The 16,680-nt window shown below is 62.3% G+C and carries 13 protein-coding genes; 6 read left to right on the plus strand and 7 right to left on the minus strand.

Annotated elements, in window-relative coordinates; genetic code table 11:
* Window positions 1–96: 96 nt before the first annotated feature.
* A complete protein-coding gene (locus Q7F16_RS21615; RefSeq protein WP_409556797.1) occupies window positions 97–369 on the minus strand; it encodes a hypothetical protein in 273 nt (90 codons plus the stop codon).
* A 185-nt stretch (window positions 370–554) separates the two neighbouring features.
* On the opposite strand from Q7F16_RS21615, the gene Q7F16_RS21620 reads away from it, so the two are divergent.
* Window positions 555–1,382 (plus strand): NAD-dependent protein deacetylase, encoded by an 828-nt coding sequence (locus tag Q7F16_RS21620; protein WP_409556796.1) that lies wholly within the window; start codon window positions 555–557, stop codon window positions 1,380–1,382.
* A gap of 18 nt (window positions 1,383–1,400) precedes the next feature.
* Here Q7F16_RS21620 and Q7F16_RS21625 read toward each other — a convergent pair whose 3' ends face one another.
* Window positions 1,401–2,306, minus strand: a complete 906-nt coding sequence (locus Q7F16_RS21625) for a LysR family transcriptional regulator (protein WP_014338641.1) — start codon at window positions 2,304–2,306, stop codon at window positions 1,401–1,403.
* A gap of 130 nt (window positions 2,307–2,436) precedes the next feature.
* Between Q7F16_RS21625 and Q7F16_RS21630 the strand changes: the two genes are divergently transcribed.
* Genes Q7F16_RS21630 through Q7F16_RS21640 form a run of 3 tightly spaced genes read left to right on the plus strand, consistent with a single transcriptional unit; the run spans window position 2,437 to window position 5,029 of the window.
* On the plus strand, window positions 2,437–3,135 hold the full coding sequence (locus Q7F16_RS21630) for a CoA transferase subunit A (RefSeq protein WP_003200117.1): 699 nt from the start codon (window positions 2,437–2,439) through the stop codon (window positions 3,133–3,135).
* Window positions 3,136–3,170: 35 nt separating this feature from the next.
* Window positions 3,171–3,836, plus strand: a complete 666-nt coding sequence (locus tag Q7F16_RS21635; protein ID WP_003180355.1) for a CoA transferase subunit B — start codon at window positions 3,171–3,173, stop codon at window positions 3,834–3,836.
* An 11-nt stretch (window positions 3,837–3,847) separates the two neighbouring features.
* A complete protein-coding gene (locus tag Q7F16_RS21640) occupies window positions 3,848–5,029 on the plus strand; it encodes an acetyl-CoA C-acetyltransferase (protein ID WP_046062080.1) in 1,182 nt (393 codons plus the stop codon).
* A 248-nt stretch (window positions 5,030–5,277) separates the two neighbouring features.
* Here the strand turns inward: Q7F16_RS21640 and Q7F16_RS21645 are convergent, their stop codons facing one another.
* Window positions 5,278–5,991, minus strand: coding sequence for a FadR/GntR family transcriptional regulator (locus tag Q7F16_RS21645; protein WP_409556795.1), 714 nt, complete (start codon window positions 5,989–5,991; stop codon window positions 5,278–5,280).
* 301 nt (window positions 5,992–6,292) lie between these two features.
* Here Q7F16_RS21645 and gudD point away from each other — a divergent pair, with 301 nt between their 5' ends.
* Complete coding sequence (gene gudD / locus Q7F16_RS21650) at window positions 6,293–7,636, plus strand: glucarate dehydratase (RefSeq protein ID WP_046062082.1); 1,344 nt, start codon at window positions 6,293–6,295, stop codon at window positions 7,634–7,636.
* 200 nt (window positions 7,637–7,836) lie between these two features.
* Here the strand turns inward: gudD and glgB are convergent, their stop codons facing one another.
* From glgB to Q7F16_RS21665, 3 genes are all read right to left on the minus strand, one after another.
* Window positions 7,837–10,071 (minus strand): 1,4-alpha-glucan branching protein GlgB, encoded by a 2,235-nt coding sequence (gene glgB, locus Q7F16_RS21655; protein WP_409556794.1) that lies wholly within the window; start codon window positions 10,069–10,071, stop codon window positions 7,837–7,839.
* 11 nt (window positions 10,072–10,082) lie between these two features.
* Complete coding sequence (treS, locus tag Q7F16_RS21660; RefSeq protein ID WP_079302457.1) at window positions 10,083–13,427, minus strand: maltose alpha-D-glucosyltransferase; 3,345 nt, start codon at window positions 13,425–13,427, stop codon at window positions 10,083–10,085.
* 183 nt (window positions 13,428–13,610) lie between these two features.
* Window positions 13,611–15,608 carry an alpha-1,4-glucan--maltose-1-phosphate maltosyltransferase gene (locus Q7F16_RS21665; protein WP_046062085.1) on the minus strand — a complete coding sequence of 666 codons (1,998 nt, stop codon included), beginning with the start codon at window positions 15,606–15,608 and terminating at the stop codon, window positions 13,611–13,613.
* A 210-nt stretch (window positions 15,609–15,818) separates the two neighbouring features.
* On the opposite strand from Q7F16_RS21665, the gene Q7F16_RS21670 reads away from it, so the two are divergent.
* A complete protein-coding gene (locus Q7F16_RS21670; protein WP_013692690.1) occupies window positions 15,819–15,983 on the plus strand; it encodes a hypothetical protein in 165 nt (54 codons plus the stop codon).
* A 141-nt stretch (window positions 15,984–16,124) separates the two neighbouring features.
* Here the strand turns inward: Q7F16_RS21670 and Q7F16_RS21675 are convergent, their stop codons facing one another.
* Window positions 16,125–16,625 (minus strand): MgtC/SapB family protein, encoded by a 501-nt coding sequence (locus Q7F16_RS21675; protein ID WP_014338633.1) that lies wholly within the window; start codon window positions 16,623–16,625, stop codon window positions 16,125–16,127.
* Window positions 16,626–16,680: the final 55 nt, after the last annotated feature.

Here is a 16,680-nt window from a genome sequence, read left to right on the forward strand (position 1 = left end):
TTTGCCGCCCTGAACACCGAAACTTCATCCAGCAAGCTCGCTCCCACATGGGGCCATGTCGCGCCGGCCCCCGTTGCAGCGGTCTCGAAGGCACCGTCAGGAAGAGCCCACCATCAACTGGACCTCAAGGTTGGCCGTCGCCACACCGTGGTTTGCCACATACACATCGGCGGTCCAGCCCTTGGTCTGGTTGTGATAGGACTGAGTGCCCAAGGCCGTGCCGCTGTCCCACTCCAGGATGTCGCCAATATCGATGTCATTGGCCGAACGCAGCACGAGCACGGTATGGCTGTGCTCCTGCTCCACGTACACACCCACCATTGCGCGCGGTCGATTGATGGCCCGTACTTCACCGGTGGTCTGCTTCATAAGCCTCCTCTGCGACAGGTTCAGAGCGACCGAAACAACCCGATTGCTCTTTCGCACATAAGTGTGGAGGCCCCTCCTGCAAGGAAAGTTTGCAGAACAGCGCCGCTGAGCGACGAAAGGCGTGACGCAGGCCCCGTGCTCGACAGTGCTACCCTCAACCAATCCAGGCCCACAGAGAAAACCCCATGCCGGACGATTTCCATCGCGAACCGCTCGATCAGTTGCAGGCGTACCTGGCCGGACGCCGTTTCCTGGTGCTCACCGGTGCCGGCATCAGCACCCCTTCGGGCATCCCCGACTACCGCGACAGCGACGGTGTACGCCGGGGTCGACAGCCGATGATGTACCAGGAGTTCCTCGCCCAGGCCGAGGCACGACGGCGCTACTGGGCTCGGGCGATGCTGGGCTGGCCACGGGTGAGACAGGCCAGGCCGAACGTGGCTCACGAAGCCTTGGCCGAGTTGCAGGCACAGCAACGCATCACCGGCCTGATTACCCAGAATGTCGACACGCTGCATGACCAGGCCGGCAGCCAGGACGTCATCGAACTGCACGGCAGCCTGCATCGCGTGCTGTGCCTGGATTGCGGCCAGCGCAGCGAACGACAGCAGATTCAACAGTTGATGGAAACCGAAAACCCTTACCTGGCCGGTGTCGATGCGGTGCAAGCGCCCGATGGCGACACCCTGCTCGACCCGGCCTTCGAAGCGCGCTTCCAGGTGCCCCGCTGCCCTCACTGCGGCGGCGAGCGGTTGAAACCCGACGTGGTGTTTTTCGGCGAGAACGTCGCCCCCCCTACCGCGTCCCGCGCCATGCAAGCCGTCGAGCAAGCGGAAGGCCTGCTGGTAGTGGGCTCGTCGCTGATGGCGTATTCGGCGTTTCGCCTGTGCCGAGCCATCAAGGACCAGGGCAAGCCGCTGCTGGCGATCAACCGAGGCAAGACCCGGGCCGATGAGCTGCTGGACCTCAAGCTGGAAGCGCCGTGTGAGCAACTGTTGCCACTGTTGATCTGACACCACGCTCCCACAGGATCAGTGATAGCCTGCGGTCAATGTGCCCAAATCCTGATCCCTGAGCGTATCGAACAACGCCTGCGCCGCCGCCGACAGTTCATGCCCCGGCTTGGTCAGCACCCCGATGGCCCGTTCGATCACCGGATCGCTCAAGGTGATGCAGCGGGCACCCAGTTCATGCATCTGCCCGACGCACAGCGCCGGCACGGCACTCACACCCAGCCCGCTGGCGACCATCCGCCCGACGGTCGCCAACTGGTGGCTCTCGAACTCCACAGGCAGTTTCATGCCCCGGGCCTGCAGATGCTCCTCCAGCATCACCCGTACGGTGGAGGGTCGTTGCAGCGTGATGAAGGGCTGCTCCAGCAGGGTTTCCCAGTGGATTTCGTCGCGCTGGGCAAGCGGTGAGTCCAGCGGCACCACCGCGACGAAACGATCGAGATACAAGGGTGTGAACGCCAATGACGAACCCTGCATCGGCTCGAACGCCACGCCCAATTCGACATGACGATCACGCACCATTTCCAGCACTTGCTCGTTGATCACGTCATTGACCGTGACATTGACATTCGGATAGCGGGCGCGGAAGGTCTTGAGGATCGGCGGCAGCAGGTTGCCGGCAAACGACGGCATCGCCGCCAACGTCACACGGCCGCGCTGCAAGGTAAAGCGCTGGCGCATTTCGTCCTCGGCGTTGTCCCAGTCGGCAATCAGCCGTCGGGCCAGTGGCAACAAGGATTCGCCTTCGGGGGTCAGCGCCACGTTCCGGGTATTGCGGCTGAACAAGCGACCGCCGAGGCCTTCTTCCAGGGCCTTGATGGTCAGGCTCAGGGCCGACTGGGACAGGTGCAGCCGCTCGCAGGCCACGGCAAAGCTCAGGCTCTGGGCCACGGCGAGGAAGGCGCGGATTTGCTTGAGGGTCATGCTCGCTACGCTCCAAGGTCTATTGTTGAGTTTTATCAATCAATCCAACCTAAAAATCAACTTAACAAATATATGACTTGGCGCAACACTGCATCCCATTGCGACCCCATCAAGAATAAAAGAGGTGTCTATGGCAGGTTTCGACAAACGCGTGAGCTCCTATGAAGAAGCGCTGGAAGGCTTGAAGGACGGCATGACCGTCATTGCCGGCGGCTTTGGCCTGTGCGGTATCCCGGAAAACCTGATCGCCGAGATCAAGCGCAAGGGCATCCGCGACCTCACCGTGGTGTCCAACAACTGCGGCGTCGACGGTTTCGGCCTCGGCGTGCTGCTGGAAGACCGGCAGATCCGCAAGGTGGTCGCCTCCTACGTGGGCGAAAATGCCCTGTTCGAGAAGCAACTGCTCAGCGGCGAAATCGAAGTCGTACTTACCCCCCAAGGCACCCTCGCCGAAAAAATGCGCGCCGGTGGCGCAGGCATCCCGGCGTTTTTCACCGCCACCGGCGTCGGCACCCCAGTGGCCGAAGGCAAGGAAGTGCGTGAATTCCATGGCCGCCAATACCTGATGGAAGAATCCATCACCGGCGACTTCGCCATCGTCAAAGGCTGGAAGGCCGACCATTTCGGCAACGTGATCTATCGCCACACCGCGCAGAACTTCAACCCGCTGGCCGCCACGGCGGGCAAGATCACGGTGGTGGAAGTCGAAGAAATCGTCGAGCCCGGCGAGCTGGACCCGACGCAGATCCACACCCCTGGCATCTACGTCGACCGGGTCATTTGCGGCACGTTCGAAAAACGCATCGAACAGCGCACCGTGCGTAAGTGATCCCCTGCCCCCGGCCCGAATGAAGGAATAACAACATGGCACTTTCCCGCGAACAAATGGCTCAACGCGTCGCCCGCGAAATGCAGGACGGCTACTACGTGAACCTGGGCATCGGCATTCCAACCCTGGTCGCCAACTACATTCCCGAAGGCATGGAAGTCATGCTGCAATCGGAAAACGGCCTGCTCGGCATGGGCGCATTTCCCACCGAAGCCGAAGTCGATGCCGACATGATCAACGCCGGCAAACAGACGGTCACCGCGCGCATCGGCGCGTCGATCTTCTCTTCGGCCGAATCGTTTGCCATGATCCGTGGCGGCCATATCGACCTGACCGTGCTGGGCGCGTTCGAGGTGGATGTCGAAGGCAACATCGCCTCGTGGATGATCCCCGGCAAGCTGGTCAAGGGCATGGGCGGCGCGATGGACCTGGTGGCCGGTGCCGAGAACATCATCGTCACCATGACCCATGCGTCCAAGGACGGCGAATCGAAGCTGCTGCCGCGTTGCAGCCTGCCGCTGACCGGCGCCGGTTGCATCAAGCGGGTGCTGACCGACCTCGCCTACCTGGAAATCCAGGACGGCGCCTTCATCCTCAAAGAACGCGCCCCGGGCGTCAGCGTCGAGGAAATCGTCGCCAAGACCGCCGGCAAATTGATCGTGCCGGACCATGTGCCTGAAATGCAGTTCGCTGCCCAGTGAGGAGAGATTCGATGCAAGAAGTCGTGATTGTCGCCGCTACCCGTACCGCCATCGGCAGTTTCCAGGGTTCGCTGGCTGCCATTCCCGCGCCGGAACTCGGTGCCGCGGTGATTCGTCGCCTGCTGGAACAGACCGGTTTGTCGGGCGAACAGGTCGATGAAGTGATTCTTGGCCAGGTGCTGACCGCAGGATCCGGGCAAAATCCGGCTCGCCAGGCGGCGATTCTGGCCGGCCTGCCTCATGCGGTGCCGGCGTTGACCCTGAACAAGGTCTGCGGTTCGGGACTCAAGGCGTTGCACCTGGGCGCCCAGGCGATCCGCTGTGGCGACGCCGACGTCATCATCGCCGGCGGCATGGAGAACATGAGCCTGGCCCCGTACGTGTTGCCGGCCGCCCGCACCGGCCTGCGCATGGGCCACGCGAAGATGATCGACAGCATGATCACCGACGGCCTGTGGGACGCCTTCAACGATTACCACATGGGCATCACCGCCGAGAACCTGGTGGACCAGTACGGCATCAGCCGCGAGGAGCAAGACGCTTTCGCTGCCGCGTCCCAACAGAAGGCCGTCGCCGCCATCGAGGGCGGTCGGTTCGCCGATGAGATCACGCCGATCCTGATTCCCCAGCGCAAAGGCGATCCTGTGGCGTTCGCCACCGACGAACAGCCGCGTGCCGGCACCACCGCCGAATCCTTGGGCAAGCTCAAGCCTGCCTTCAAGAAGGACGGCAGCGTCACCGCGGGCAATGCGTCCTCGCTCAACGATGGCGCCGCCGCGGTGATCCTGATGAGCGCGGAAAAAGCCAAGGCCCTGGGCCTGCCCGTGCTGGCGAAAATCAGTGCCTACGCCAATGCCGGCGTCGACCCGGCCATCATGGGCATTGGCCCGGTCTCGGCCACCCGCCGCTGCCTGGACAAGGCTGGCTGGTCGCTGGATCAACTGGACCTGGTCGAAGCCAACGAAGCCTTCGCCGCCCAGTCGCTGGCCGTGGCCCGGGAATTGAAATGGGACATGGACAAGGTCAACGTCAACGGCGGCGCCATCGCCCTGGGCCATCCTATTGGCGCATCGGGGTGCCGAGTCCTGGTGTCGCTGCTGCATGAAATGATCAAGCGCGACGCCAAGAAAGGCCTCGCGACACTGTGCATCGGCGGCGGCCAAGGCGTGGCCCTGGCGCTGGAACGGACATAACCGACACAGGTTCAACGGTGGTTGCGCGGACCCACGAATATCCGCACAACCACTGGCACCACCACCGGCGCAACCTCGGTTGCGCCGGTTTTTTTGCCTGTTGGTTTTGAGCTTGGCCTGCCGGCCTCATCGCGAGCAGGCTCGCTCCCACAGAGGATTGGCGGTGGGCACAGAATCCCAGAGCACCACTAATCCACTGTGGGAGCGAGCCTGCTCGCGAAAGCGGTGAGTCAGGCGACGATGAGCCGTCAGGAACCTGCGCCAAACCGGTCGCGGCTGTTGGTCAGGTGCAGCCACATGGCGGCGCGGGCGACGTCCGGGTCCTGGCGCTTGATGGCGTTGAAGATAGCTTCGTGCTCCAGGTTGGCCAACTGTGCCAGCTTGCCCAGGTCCGCCTGGCCGCGTTCGGCCACGTTCACTCGGGTCCTGGGGATCATCGCACTGCCCAGGTGCTGCATGATTTCGACAAAACAGGCATTGTCCGTGGCTTCGGCGATGAGCAGATGGAAACGCCGGTCGGCTTCGACACAGCTGTCGTTGCTATCGGACAACCGCTGATAGTCATCCAGCGCCTGGCGCATCTGCTGCAATTGGTGTTCGCTGCGGCGCTGGGCCGCCAAGGCGACTGCCTGGGTTTCCAGGCCCAGGCGCAGCTCCAGGATTGCCCGCACACCCGCCGCGGTGTCGACATTGAGCCGCAACCCCGCCTCGCCGGTTTGCGCCAGCACAAAGGTGCCGATGCCATGGCGGGTCTCCACCAACCCCGAAGCCTGCAACTTGGAAATCGCCTCGCGCACCACCGTCCGGCTGACGCCATGGGCCTGCACGATAGCCCCTTCGGAGGGCAGCTTCTCCCCTGGTTTCAGTTGCCCCAGCAGAATGCTCTGACTCAACTTCTCCACCAGGTCATAGGCCAGATTGTGGGTGCGCTTGCGGGCAGGCATTTCGGTGTTTGGCTGCATGGTCGCGGATCCTTGAAAGGGCAGTCTGAAAGGCGGATAAAAAACCAGATCGGCCGGCACCTTGTATGACAACCTCAATCATGGCATCCATCCAGCAGTTCCGCCAGACCGGTGCAGATCGATCAAATCTTTAAGATTTTTTTATAAATCCGAACAAAATCAGTCAATTAACAAAAAACCAAGATGAGAACACGGCCTAAAACATCAAAGGACGCTTGTAAGATAAAAAATTCAGGTTGTATGATGTCTATCAACGTCACTGCCATACGATGCCCGTATAAAAACAACGAGTGGGACAATTATGCATACCCAAGACATCAGCAAAGCCCCGATCATCACCAGCATGCAAGTCGTGCCCGTAGCCGGCCACGACGGCATGCTGCTGAACCTCAGCGGCGCCCATGGCCCGTTCTTCACCCGCAATATCGTCATCCTCAAGGACAACGCCGGCCACACCGGCGTGGGCGAAGTACCCGGTGGCGAGCGTATTCGCCAGACCCTCGAAGACGCCCGCTCGCTGGTGGTCGGCAGCCCCATCGGCACGTACCAGAAGATCCTCAACACCGTGCGCCACGCCTTTGCCGACCGCGATGCCGGCGGTCGTGGCCTGCAGACCTTCGACCTGCGCATCACCATCCACGCGGTGACCGGCCTGGAAGCGGCACTGCTGGACCTGCTCGGCCAACACCTGGACGTACCGGTCGCTGCCCTGCTTGGCGAAGGCCAGCAACGTGATGAAGTGAAGATGCTTGGCTATCTGTTTTACCTCGGCGATCGCCAGCAGACCGACCTGCCCTATCGCAGCGAACCGGACGCCGACAACGACTGGTTTCGCGTGCGCCACGAAAAAGCCCTGGACGCCGACGCCGTGGTCCGCCTGGCCGAAGCCGCCCACGCCCACTATGGCTTCCAGGACTTCAAGCTCAAGGGCGGCGTGCTCCAGGGCGACGCAGAGATCGAAGCGGTCACGGCGCTGGCCGAGCGCTTTCCCCAGGCACGCATCACCCTGGACCCGAACGGCGCCTGGTCACTCAAGGAAGCGATCCGTTTGTGCCGCGACCAGCACAAAGTACTGGCCTATGCCGAAGACCCTTGCGGTGCCGAGAACGGCTATTCGGGCCGCGAGGTCATGGCCGAGTTCCGCCGCGCCACGGGCCTGAAGACCGCCACCAACATGATCGCCACCGACTGGCGCGAGATGGGCCACGCCATCACCTTGCAGTCCGTGGACATTCCCCTGGCAGACCCGCACTTCTGGACCATGCAGGGCTCGGTACGGGTGGCGCAAATGTGCAATGAATGGGGCCTGACCTGGGGCTCGCACTCCAACAACCACTTCGACATTTCCCTGGCGATGTTCACCCACGTGGCCGCCGCCGCACCGGGCGACATCACGGCCATCGACACCCATTGGATCTGGCAGGACGGTCAGCGGCTGACCAAATCACCCTTGCAGATCCAGGGCGGCTGCGTGCAGGTGCCGAAAAAACCGGGGCTGGGGATTGAGCTGGACACCGACCAACTGGCCAAGGCCCATGAGCTGTACAAGGGCATGGGTCTTGGCGCGCGGGACGATGCGGTGGCGATGCAGTTCCTGATTCCAGGTTGGACGTTCAACAACAAGCGGCCGTGCCTGGTTCGCTGAAGCGAGCAATATCCCTTGTGGGAGCGAGCTTGCTCGCGATTGCGCAGTGTCAGCCTCTATCCAGGTGACTGATCCACCGCCATCGCGAGCAAGCTCGCTCCCACATTTGGATCTGTGGTGGCCTTTGATTTTATGAGCGCCACAGTCATCATTCCCCTTCAGTTATCAGCTCAGCCTTTGGCAGTCGAACCTGGTGAACGTTAACCCTCCGGCCGCAGGATCAATACCGCCAACGGCGGCAAGTTGAGTTCCAGCGACAGGGCCTGGCCATGGCTGGGCACTTCTTCGGTGGAGGCACCGCCGCCATTGCCATAGTTGGAGCCGGCGTAGGTGTCGGCATCGCTGTTGAGCAATTCGACCCAGCGCCCGCCGAACGGCACGCCGACCCGGTAGGCCTCGCGCGGCACCGGTGTGAAGTTGGCGACCACCAGCACCGGCCGGCCCTCTTTGCTCCAGCGCAGCCAGGCGTAGACGCTGTTGAGCGCATCGTCGCCAATCAACCACTGGAACCCCTGGGGCGCATCATCCTGGTCATGCAGCGCCGGTTCTTCGCGATAGAGCCGGTTCAGGTCACTCACCAGTTTCTGCACGCCACGGTGCTCAGGGTATTGCAGCAGGTACCAGTCCAATTGCTGGTCGTGGTTCCACTCGCGCCATTGGCCGAACTCACAGCCCATGAACAACAGCTTCTTGCCGGGATGGCCCCACATGAAGCTGAGGTAGGCCCTCAGGTTGGCGAATTTCTGCCAGCGGTCACCGGGCATCTTGTCGATCAGCGAGCGTTTGCCATGAACCACTTCGTCATGGGAAATCGGCAGAACGAAGCGCTCGGACCAGGCATACACCAGGCCAAAGCTCAGTTCGTTATGGTGATGGGCACGGTACACCGGGTCTTGCTGGATGTAGTGCAGCGAATCGTGCATCCAGCCCATGTTCCATTTGTAGGCGAAGCCCAGGCCGCCCTGCTGGGTGCTCTGGCTGACGCCCGGCCATGCTGTGGACTCTTCGGCGATGACCAGCGCACCGGGGGTTTCCAGCGCCACCACATCGTTGAGGTGCCGCAGGAAATCGATGGCTTCGAGGTTTTCCCGACCGCCATGGCGGTTGGGCACCCACTCGCCGGCCTTGCGCGAATAGTCGCGGTACAACATCGAGGCCACGGCATCCACCCGCAGGCCATCGACGTGGAAATGCTTGAGCCAGTGCAGCGCCGACGCCAGCATGAAGCCGTGCACTTCGGTGCGGCCCAGGTTGTAGATCAGCGTGTCCCAATCCTGGTGGAAGCCTTCCAGCGGGTTGCCGTATTCGTACAGCGCGGTGCCGTCGAACTGAGCCAGGCCGTGGGTGTCGGTGGGGAAATGCGCCGGTACCCAGTCGAGGATGACACCGATATTGGCCTGGTGGCAGGCGTTGACGAACGCCGCGAAATCGTCCGGCGAACCGAAGCGTGCCGTCGGCGCGAACTGCGACAGCGGCTGATAGCCCCAGGAACCGCCGAACGGGTGCTCCATGATCGGCATCAGCTCGATGTGGGTGAAGCCCAGGTCCTGGACATACGGGATCAGCCGCTCGGCCATTTCATGCCAGTTGTATTGCCGGGCCACCTCCCCCGCCTCGTCGATTTCGCACTGCCAGGAACCGGCGTGCAATTCATAGATCGACAGCGGCGCACCCGGGAGATGCCGCTCGCGACGGTGCTGCATCCATTCGTCGTCCTGCCACTCGATCTTCAGGGGGGAGGCGACTCTCGACGCCGTGTCTGGCGGCATCTGCGTGGCCAGGGCCACCGGGTCGGCCTTGAGCGGCAGGATGCCGTGGGCGCCGAGGATTTCATACTTGTAACCCTCACCGGCACCCAGCCTGGGGATGAATATCTCCCACACGCCGGACGGATAACGGATGCGCATCGGATGCCGACGCCCGTCCCAGACGTTGAAATCCCCGACCACCGAAACGCGCCGGGCATTCGGCGCCCAGACCGCGAACCGCACGCCGTCGATGCCATCGACGGTGCTCAGTTGCGCACCGAGGCAGGAACTGAGATCGCGGTGATTGCCCTCGCCAAACAGGTAAAGGTCCATCTCCCCCAGCAACGGACCGAAGCTGTAGGGGTCTTCGGCAACCTGCTCGCCGCCGGCCCAACGGGTGCGCAGCAAATACGCCTGGGCACGGTCGAAATGGCCGACGAACAGCCCTGGGGTTGCGGTGGGTTGCAGTTCCCCCAGCTCTTCGCCGCCATCGCGGGCCAGCACATGCACGCTCAGGGCTCCGGGCAGATACGCACGAATGAATTGGCCGCCGGCGTCGTCGCCATGAGGCCCCAGGATGGAAAACGGGTCGTGGTGTTCGGCGCGCACCAGCGCGTCGATGTCATGGGGGGCCGGCAGCAACGACTCTTTGGCCTGCCCCTGTGGTTCTTTGTTCGAGACACTCATGATTCTCTCCACTAAATCGGTCCGGCTACGTCGGAAAAGGGTTGCAGCCCACTCAATAACCCGACCAGACCGTGCAACGGCACGGGCAGCCAGGTGGGGCGATTCTCGGCTTCATAGGCCACTTCATAGGCCGCCTTCTCCAGGCCGAACAACGCCAGCGCGGCGTCTTCGCCTTCAGCATCCTTCCACTCATGGGCAAGACTAGCTGCCGCCAGCCGATATGCCTCGACAAATGCCTGGCGAGCCTCTTTCAAATAACGATCGGCGACCCGTTGCCGCGCCGCATCGGCATCGGCCGTGCTGTCGACGGTGTGCAAGTGAATCGCCATGGCTGCCGCATAATCGAAGGAACGCAGCACACCACTGACGTCCTTATAGGGGCTGTGCTTGCCCCGTCGTTCATGCAATGGTCGCGCCGGCTCACCTTCGAAGTCGATCAGGTAGGCGTCGCCCTTGATCACCAGCACCTGCCCCAGGTGCAGGTCACCGTGGACGCGAATGCGCAAGCCGCCCTCAGCCTTGCCGGCCAGCGTCTGGACATGGGCCAGGACGGTTTTCTTGTGCTCCAGCAAGCGTGCGACCATGGCCTGGTCCGCGGGGTTCAATTGGCCCTGGTTCTGCTTGAGCAGGCGCAAGGCGTTTTCCACTTGGGCGGCCACGTCCTTGCCGATGGCCTGGGCTTGCTTGGCGTTGGTAGCCTGGGGCGCGAAGTCCGGGTCGTCGGTGGCCTGGGCCAATACCTGGTGCATTTCCCCCAGGCGCTGGCCGAGCATGCCGGCAAAATCCTTCAGTTCGCCCAGGGCGTTGTAATGCTGCTCCTGCTCGGAGACCGCGTCCGCCAGCTCGTCGCGCAGAGCGCGTTCGAGGTTGTTCTGGGTCCATTCCCAGGCGTCGCCCTGATTGCTCAAGTAGCCCTGGGCAATCATCAGCAGCGCATCTTCACCCTGGGCGTCGCGGCGAACCACCGAACCCAGCAGCGGTGAAATGTTGCTGAAACCGGCAGCGGTCAGGTAGGCGCTCATTTCCAGTTCCGGGTGCACACCCGAGGCGACCTTGCGAATCAGCTTGAGCACCAGGCTGCTGCCCACCACCACCGAACTGTTGGACTGTTCGGCGGACAGGTAACGCACCTCTGGCTCATCCCCCAGGTTCAGCGCGGCCAGGCCTTCGGTGGGTTCGAAGCGCAGCTCACCTTCGGCGAACGGCAGCACCGTGGCGGCCTGCATGCTGTGCAGCACGGCGCGCACGAAGCTTTCCAGGCTGAATGCATCGGTGATCAATCCCACCTGACGCACCCGACGTACCCGCGACAACGCCAGTTGCTGCGGCAACGCCGCACCGACCTGGTCTTCGGCAAGCAGACCGAACGGCAGTTGGTAACGCAGGGTCTGACCGCCACTGGTGACATCGATTTCGCTGAGCAGCACGGGGTGCTGTGGATCACCGAAGCGCACGCCATAAACAATGTCGACCTTCTCGATCGCACTGTCCTTGCCGGCGAACCAGCGCCGGTTCTGCAGCCAGCTTGGCAGGATGGTTTGCTCCAGCGTGGTGCGCGATGGCGCTTCGAGTAATTCTTCCAGGCGTTTTTTCAGCACCAGGGTGGTGAAGTCCGGCAAGCTCTGGGCCGGTTCCACGTGCCAGCTCGGCATCTGGTTCTCGGTTGCCAGGGCGAACCAGTAGAAGCCGTAAGGCGCCAGGGTCAGCAGGAAATTCAACTGGCCAATGGGTGGGAAGGCATTGCCGCCGAGCATCTCCACCGGGACCATGCCGGCGTAGGTCGACAGATCCAGTTCGGCAGCCTGGGCGCTGCGGGACACGTTGGCCACGCAGAGGATGATTTCGTGCTTGCCGTCGGGCCCGGTGTATTCGCGGGTATAAGCCAGGATCCGACGGTTGCTCGGTGAGAGCATCTTCAACGTGCCCCGGCCGAAGGCCTTGGACTGCTTGCGCACCGCCAGCATCCGCCGCGTCCAGTTGAGCAGCGAGTGCGGGTCGCCCGCCTGGGTCTCGACGTTGACCGACTGGTAGCCGTATTGCGGGTCCATGATCGGCGGCAGCACCAGGCTGGCCGGGTCGGCACGGGAGAAACCGCCGTTGCGGTCGATGGACCATTGCATCGGCGTACGCACACCATCGCGGTCGCCCAGGTAGATGTTGTCGCCCATGCCGATTTCATCGCCGTAGTACAACGTCGGCGTGCCGGGCATCGACAGCAGCAGACTGTTGAGCAGCTCAACGCGACGACGGTCGCGCTCCACCAACGGCGCCAGGCGCCGACGAATACCCAGGTTGATGCGCGCCCGACGGTCGGCGGCGTAGTAGTTCCACAGGTAGTCACGTTCCTTGTCGGTGACCATCTCCAGGGTCAACTCATCGTGGTTGCGCAGGAAAATCGCCCACTGGCAATTGGCGGGGATCTCCGGGGTCTGGCGCAGGATGTCGGTGATAGGGAAGCGATCTTCCTGGGCCAGCGCCATGTACATGCGCGGCATCAGCGGGAAGTGGAAGGCCATGTGGCATTCGTCACCGTTCATCCCTTGGGCGTCGACATCGCCGAAGTACAACTGGGTGTCTTCCGGCCACTGGTTGGCTTCGGCCAGCAACATGCGGTCGGGGTAGTTGGCATCGATCTCGGCGCGGATCAGCTTCAGGACATCATGGGTCTCGGGCAGGTTTTCGTTGTTGGTGCCGTCACGCTCGATGAGGTACGGGATGGCGTCCAGGCGCAGGCCGTCGATGCCCATGTCGAGCCAGTAGCGCATCACCGACAACACGGCCTTGATGACCTGCGGGTTATCGAAGTTGAGGTCGGGCTGGTGGGAGTAGAAGCGGTGCCAGAAGTATTGGCCCGCCACCGGATCCCAGGTCCAGTTGGACTTCTCGGTGTCGAGGAAGATGATTCGCGTGCCGTCGTACTTGTGGTCGTCATCGGACCAGACGTAGAAGTCCCGCGCCTTCGAACCCGGCTTGGCCTTGCGCGCGCGCTGGAACCAGGGGTGCTGGTCCGAGGTGTGGTTGATGACCAGCTCGGTGATCACCCGCAGGTTGCGCTTGTGGGCTTCGGCAATGAACCGCCGCGCATCGGCCATGGTGCCGTAGTCGGCGCTGACGCCACGGTATTCGGCAATGTCATAACCGTCGTCGCGCCGGGGGGATGGATAGAACGGCAGCAGCCAGATGGTATTGACGCCCAGATCGGCGATGTAGTCGAGCTTTTCGATCAGGCCGGGAAAGTCACCGATCCCGTCGTTATTGGAGTCGAAATAGGATTTTACGTGGACCTGGTAAATCACCGCGTCCTTGTACCAGAGCGGATCTTTGATGAAGGTGGCAGACCGGGGTTTCTTCGCCATTTGCAACTCCTGATAATTCATTAAAGCCGCGGGAGACAGGCTTGTGAGGTCTTGTTATGTGGCGAGATCTTTTTGTGGCGAGGGAGCTTGCTCCCGCTGGGCGCGAAGCGGCCCCTTGAAATCACGACTGCTGCGCAGCCGAGCGGGAGCAAGCTCCCTCGCCACAAAAGCCATCCTTGCGCATCACGCCACGCTGATCCGCCAAATCCCGAACGGCTGGTACGCCGGGTCAATCCGCATGAACTGGTACTTGCCGTACCAGCTCCAACGATGTCCGTTCATCAGATCCTCGCCCTGGGTCTGGGCGTCGTCGGGCAGGCCCATCTCCCAGAGCGGCAACTCGAAACTGGCTTCCTGCGGGTTGTGCGGATCAAGGCTCACCGCCACCAGGATGAAATTGCTGCCGTCGGCGGTGCGCTTGCCGAAATAAAGAATGTTGTCGTTCCAGGCGTTGTAGATTTTCAGGCCCAGGTGCGTATGCAGCGCCGGGTTCTGCCGGCGGATGCGGTTGAGCTGGGCGATCTCGGCAACGATGTTGCCCGGCGCGGTGAAGTCCCGGGGGCGGATCTCGTATTTCTCCGAATCGAGGTATTCCTCCTTGCCCGGCACCGGTGCCGATTCGCACAATTCGAAGCCCGAATACATGCCCCACAGGCCCGAGCCCATGGTTGCCAGGGCCGCACGGATCAAAAAGCCGGCACGCCCCGACTCATGAAGAAAGGCCGGGTTGATGTCTGGCGTGTTGACGAAAAAATTCGGCCGGTAGCATTCACGCCACGGCGATTCATTGAGTTCGCTGAAGTAGGTCGCCAGTTCAGCCTTGGTGTTGCGCCAGGTGAAATAGGTGTAGCTCTGGGAGTAACCGACCTTGCCCAGCCGCGCCATCATCGCCGGGGTGGTGAACGCTTCCGCGAGGAATATCACCTCAGGGTATTGCGCCCGGACATCGGCGATCAGCCATTGCCAGAACGGCAGTGGCTTGGTGTGAGGGTTGTCGACGCGGAATATCTTCACACCTTCCTTGACCCAGCCCACCACGATGTCCCGCAGCTCCACCCACAGGCTGGGAATCGCATCGGACGCGTAGAAGTCAACGTTGACGATGTCCTGGTATTTCTTCGGCGGGTTTTCCGCGTATTTGATCGTGCCGTCCGGCCGCCAGCTGAACCAGCCCGGGTGCTGCTTGAGCCAAGGGTGATCCTGGGAACACTGGATCGCGAAGTCCAGGGCAATCTCCAGGCCGTGGTCAGCGGCCGCCGCCACCAGGCGCCGGAAGTCCTCACGGCTCCCCAACTGCGGGTGAATGGCCTCGTGCCCACCCTCCTCGCTGCCAATGGCATACGGGCTGCCTGGGTCGTCGGGACCGGCGGTGAGGGAGTTGTTCGGGCCTTTGCGGAAACTGCGACCGATGGGATGGATCGGCGGGAAGTACAGCACGTCGAAGCCCATGTCCTGGATCATCGCCAGGCGCGAATGCACGTCGTTGAAAGTGCCGTGGCGCTGGGGATCGTCGGTGATCGAGCGGGGAAACAGCTCATACCAGCTGGCAAACTCGGCCAGCTGGCGCTCCACATCCAGCGGATACTCGGGGCTGATACTCAAGTACGGGCGATGATCGGCCCGGGACATCAGATCGGCACTGCGCGGTGCCAGGAACAGCGCTACCTGCTCGGTCGGCAACAGGCCTGAGAGTTCATGGTGCAAGGCCGCCAGTTGCTCGCTCAGGTCACCGGTGCTGCGCTCGACGGCCATTTGCACTTGGTTGCGCCCTTCCTGCAACTCCAGGCTGATCGGCACCCCTGCGCCGAATTTCTTCTCCAGCTCGTAGCGAAAACTGGCGAACTGATCGATCCAGGCCTCGATACAAAACACATAGCGACCTTGTTCCGGCACGTTGAACTGGCCCTGCCAGCCGTTGTTGCCCAGGTCACTCATGACCTCGCTGTTCCACACTTCATCCTGCAGCGCACGCCAGCGAATGCGCACGGCCAGCTTGTCATGACCATCGGCGAAGACTTTGCTGGTCACTGTCACGTCCTGCCCAGCCACGGCCTTGGCGGCGAATTGTCCACCGTCGATCACCGGCATGGTGTTTTCAATCGCGATACGCGGCAACAGCAAGGCTTGGGACAGCGGCAAATGCGGGTTGCAGGCCAGTTCAGTCGGGTGTTCGGCAGTCATCGAGCATCGCTCCTTTTACGCCCCATGGACGCGCTTGTGGCGGTAAAGGCCCAACGGGTCCCTGAAAAAACTCACTTAAACTCCGAACCGAATCACCGACTAAAAGTTCAGAGGGATTTACCCCGATGCATCCGGGGATCAAAGCCGGTGCAAGGAGGTCAACAACAATAAGCACGACTCAAGCCATGTGCGTCACGGAGACACGTCCCGATGAATATTCCCATCCCGGCCGAAACACCCGATCCGAACATCGACGACCCCACCTTGCCCCCGCCCGGCCCTGATCCGGAACCGATTCCAGAGAAAGACCCGCCGCTGGACCCGCAACCGCCGCTGGGCGACCCGCCAAGCGAGGCGCCGCCGGAGCGGGTTTGAGTCAACGATTTGGAGCTAATCCCTGTGGGAGCGAGCTTGCTCGCGATAGCGGACTGGCAATCAGCATAGTGGCTGGCTGATCCTCCGCCATCGCGAGCAAGCTCGCTCCCACAAGTCCAATGTTCAAGTCTTATGCTCAGGCTATGGCTTGTCGCCCTTCTCCAACGCCCGGACGATCACCGGCATCACACTGAAGATCGCCAGCGCCAGCACCGTGCTGAGCACCGCCGTCGCCTCTCGCCCCAACCCGGCGGCGACGCCAATGGCCGCGGTCATCCAGAGGCCGGCGGCGGTGGTCAGGCCCTTGACGTGACCTTCGTCGCCGTCGGTGTTCTTCAGGATGGTGCCAGCGCCGAGAAAGCCGATGCCGGCGACCACGCCTTGTATCACCCGGCTCATCGCGTCGGCCTGGGACCCGGACATCTGTGGCACCAATACGAACAGCGCCGCCCCCAGGGCCACGAGCATGTGGGTTCGTACGCCGGCAGCCTTGCCCTTGTGTTCGCGCTCGAAACCCAGGATGCCACCCAGCAGCGCGGCCATGAGCAGGCGCACCGTGACCCGGGTCATCTGCTGGGCATCGGTGATGTCGGCGAATTCCGCCTGCAGGGTTACCCAGACTTCATGCCACCAGGCGTCCATGGACCGTCCTCTTTTCCAGTCGATAAACGATGGACCGCAGGCGACGCCAGAGGTG

Origin of the sequence: Pseudomonas sp. Lb2C2, from assembly GCF_052112205.1 — a bacterium.
GTDB classification, from domain to species: Bacteria; Pseudomonadota; Gammaproteobacteria; order Pseudomonadales; family Pseudomonadaceae; genus Aquipseudomonas; species Aquipseudomonas kilonensis.

What these genes read in the sequence shown, in the direction of transcription:
- Q7F16_RS21640 (WP_046062080.1), top strand. Translation starts at nt 3,848, where the DNA reads ATGCAAGAAGTCGTGATTGTCGCCGCTACCCGTACCGCCATCGGCAGT.
- Q7F16_RS21670 (WP_013692690.1), top strand. Translation starts at nt 15,819, where the DNA reads ATGAATATTCCCATCCCGGCCGAAACACCCGATCCGAACATCGACGAC.
- glgB (WP_409556794.1), bottom strand. Translation starts at nt 10,071, where the DNA reads ATGAGTGTCTCGAACAAAGAACCACAGGGGCAGGCCAAAGAGTCGTTG.
- Q7F16_RS21615 (WP_409556797.1), bottom strand. Translation starts at nt 369, where the DNA reads ATGAAGCAGACCACCGGTGAAGTACGGGCCATCAATCGACCGCGCGCA.
- Q7F16_RS21620 (WP_409556796.1), top strand. Translation starts at nt 555, where the DNA reads ATGCCGGACGATTTCCATCGCGAACCGCTCGATCAGTTGCAGGCGTAC.
- gudD (WP_046062082.1), top strand. Translation starts at nt 6,293, where the DNA reads ATGCATACCCAAGACATCAGCAAAGCCCCGATCATCACCAGCATGCAA.
- Q7F16_RS21665 (WP_046062085.1), bottom strand. Translation starts at nt 15,608, where the DNA reads ATGACTGCCGAACACCCGACTGAACTGGCCTGCAACCCGCATTTGCCG.
- Q7F16_RS21630 (WP_003200117.1), top strand. Translation starts at nt 2,437, where the DNA reads ATGGCAGGTTTCGACAAACGCGTGAGCTCCTATGAAGAAGCGCTGGAA.
- treS (WP_079302457.1), bottom strand. Translation starts at nt 13,427, where the DNA reads ATGGCGAAGAAACCCCGGTCTGCCACCTTCATCAAAGATCCGCTCTGG.
- Q7F16_RS21625 (WP_014338641.1), bottom strand. Translation starts at nt 2,306, where the DNA reads ATGACCCTCAAGCAAATCCGCGCCTTCCTCGCCGTGGCCCAGAGCCTG.
- Q7F16_RS21645 (WP_409556795.1), bottom strand. Translation starts at nt 5,991, where the DNA reads ATGCAGCCAAACACCGAAATGCCTGCCCGCAAGCGCACCCACAATCTG.
- Q7F16_RS21675 (WP_014338633.1), bottom strand. Translation starts at nt 16,625, where the DNA reads ATGGACGCCTGGTGGCATGAAGTCTGGGTAACCCTGCAGGCGGAATTC.
- Q7F16_RS21635 (WP_003180355.1), top strand. Translation starts at nt 3,171, where the DNA reads ATGGCACTTTCCCGCGAACAAATGGCTCAACGCGTCGCCCGCGAAATG.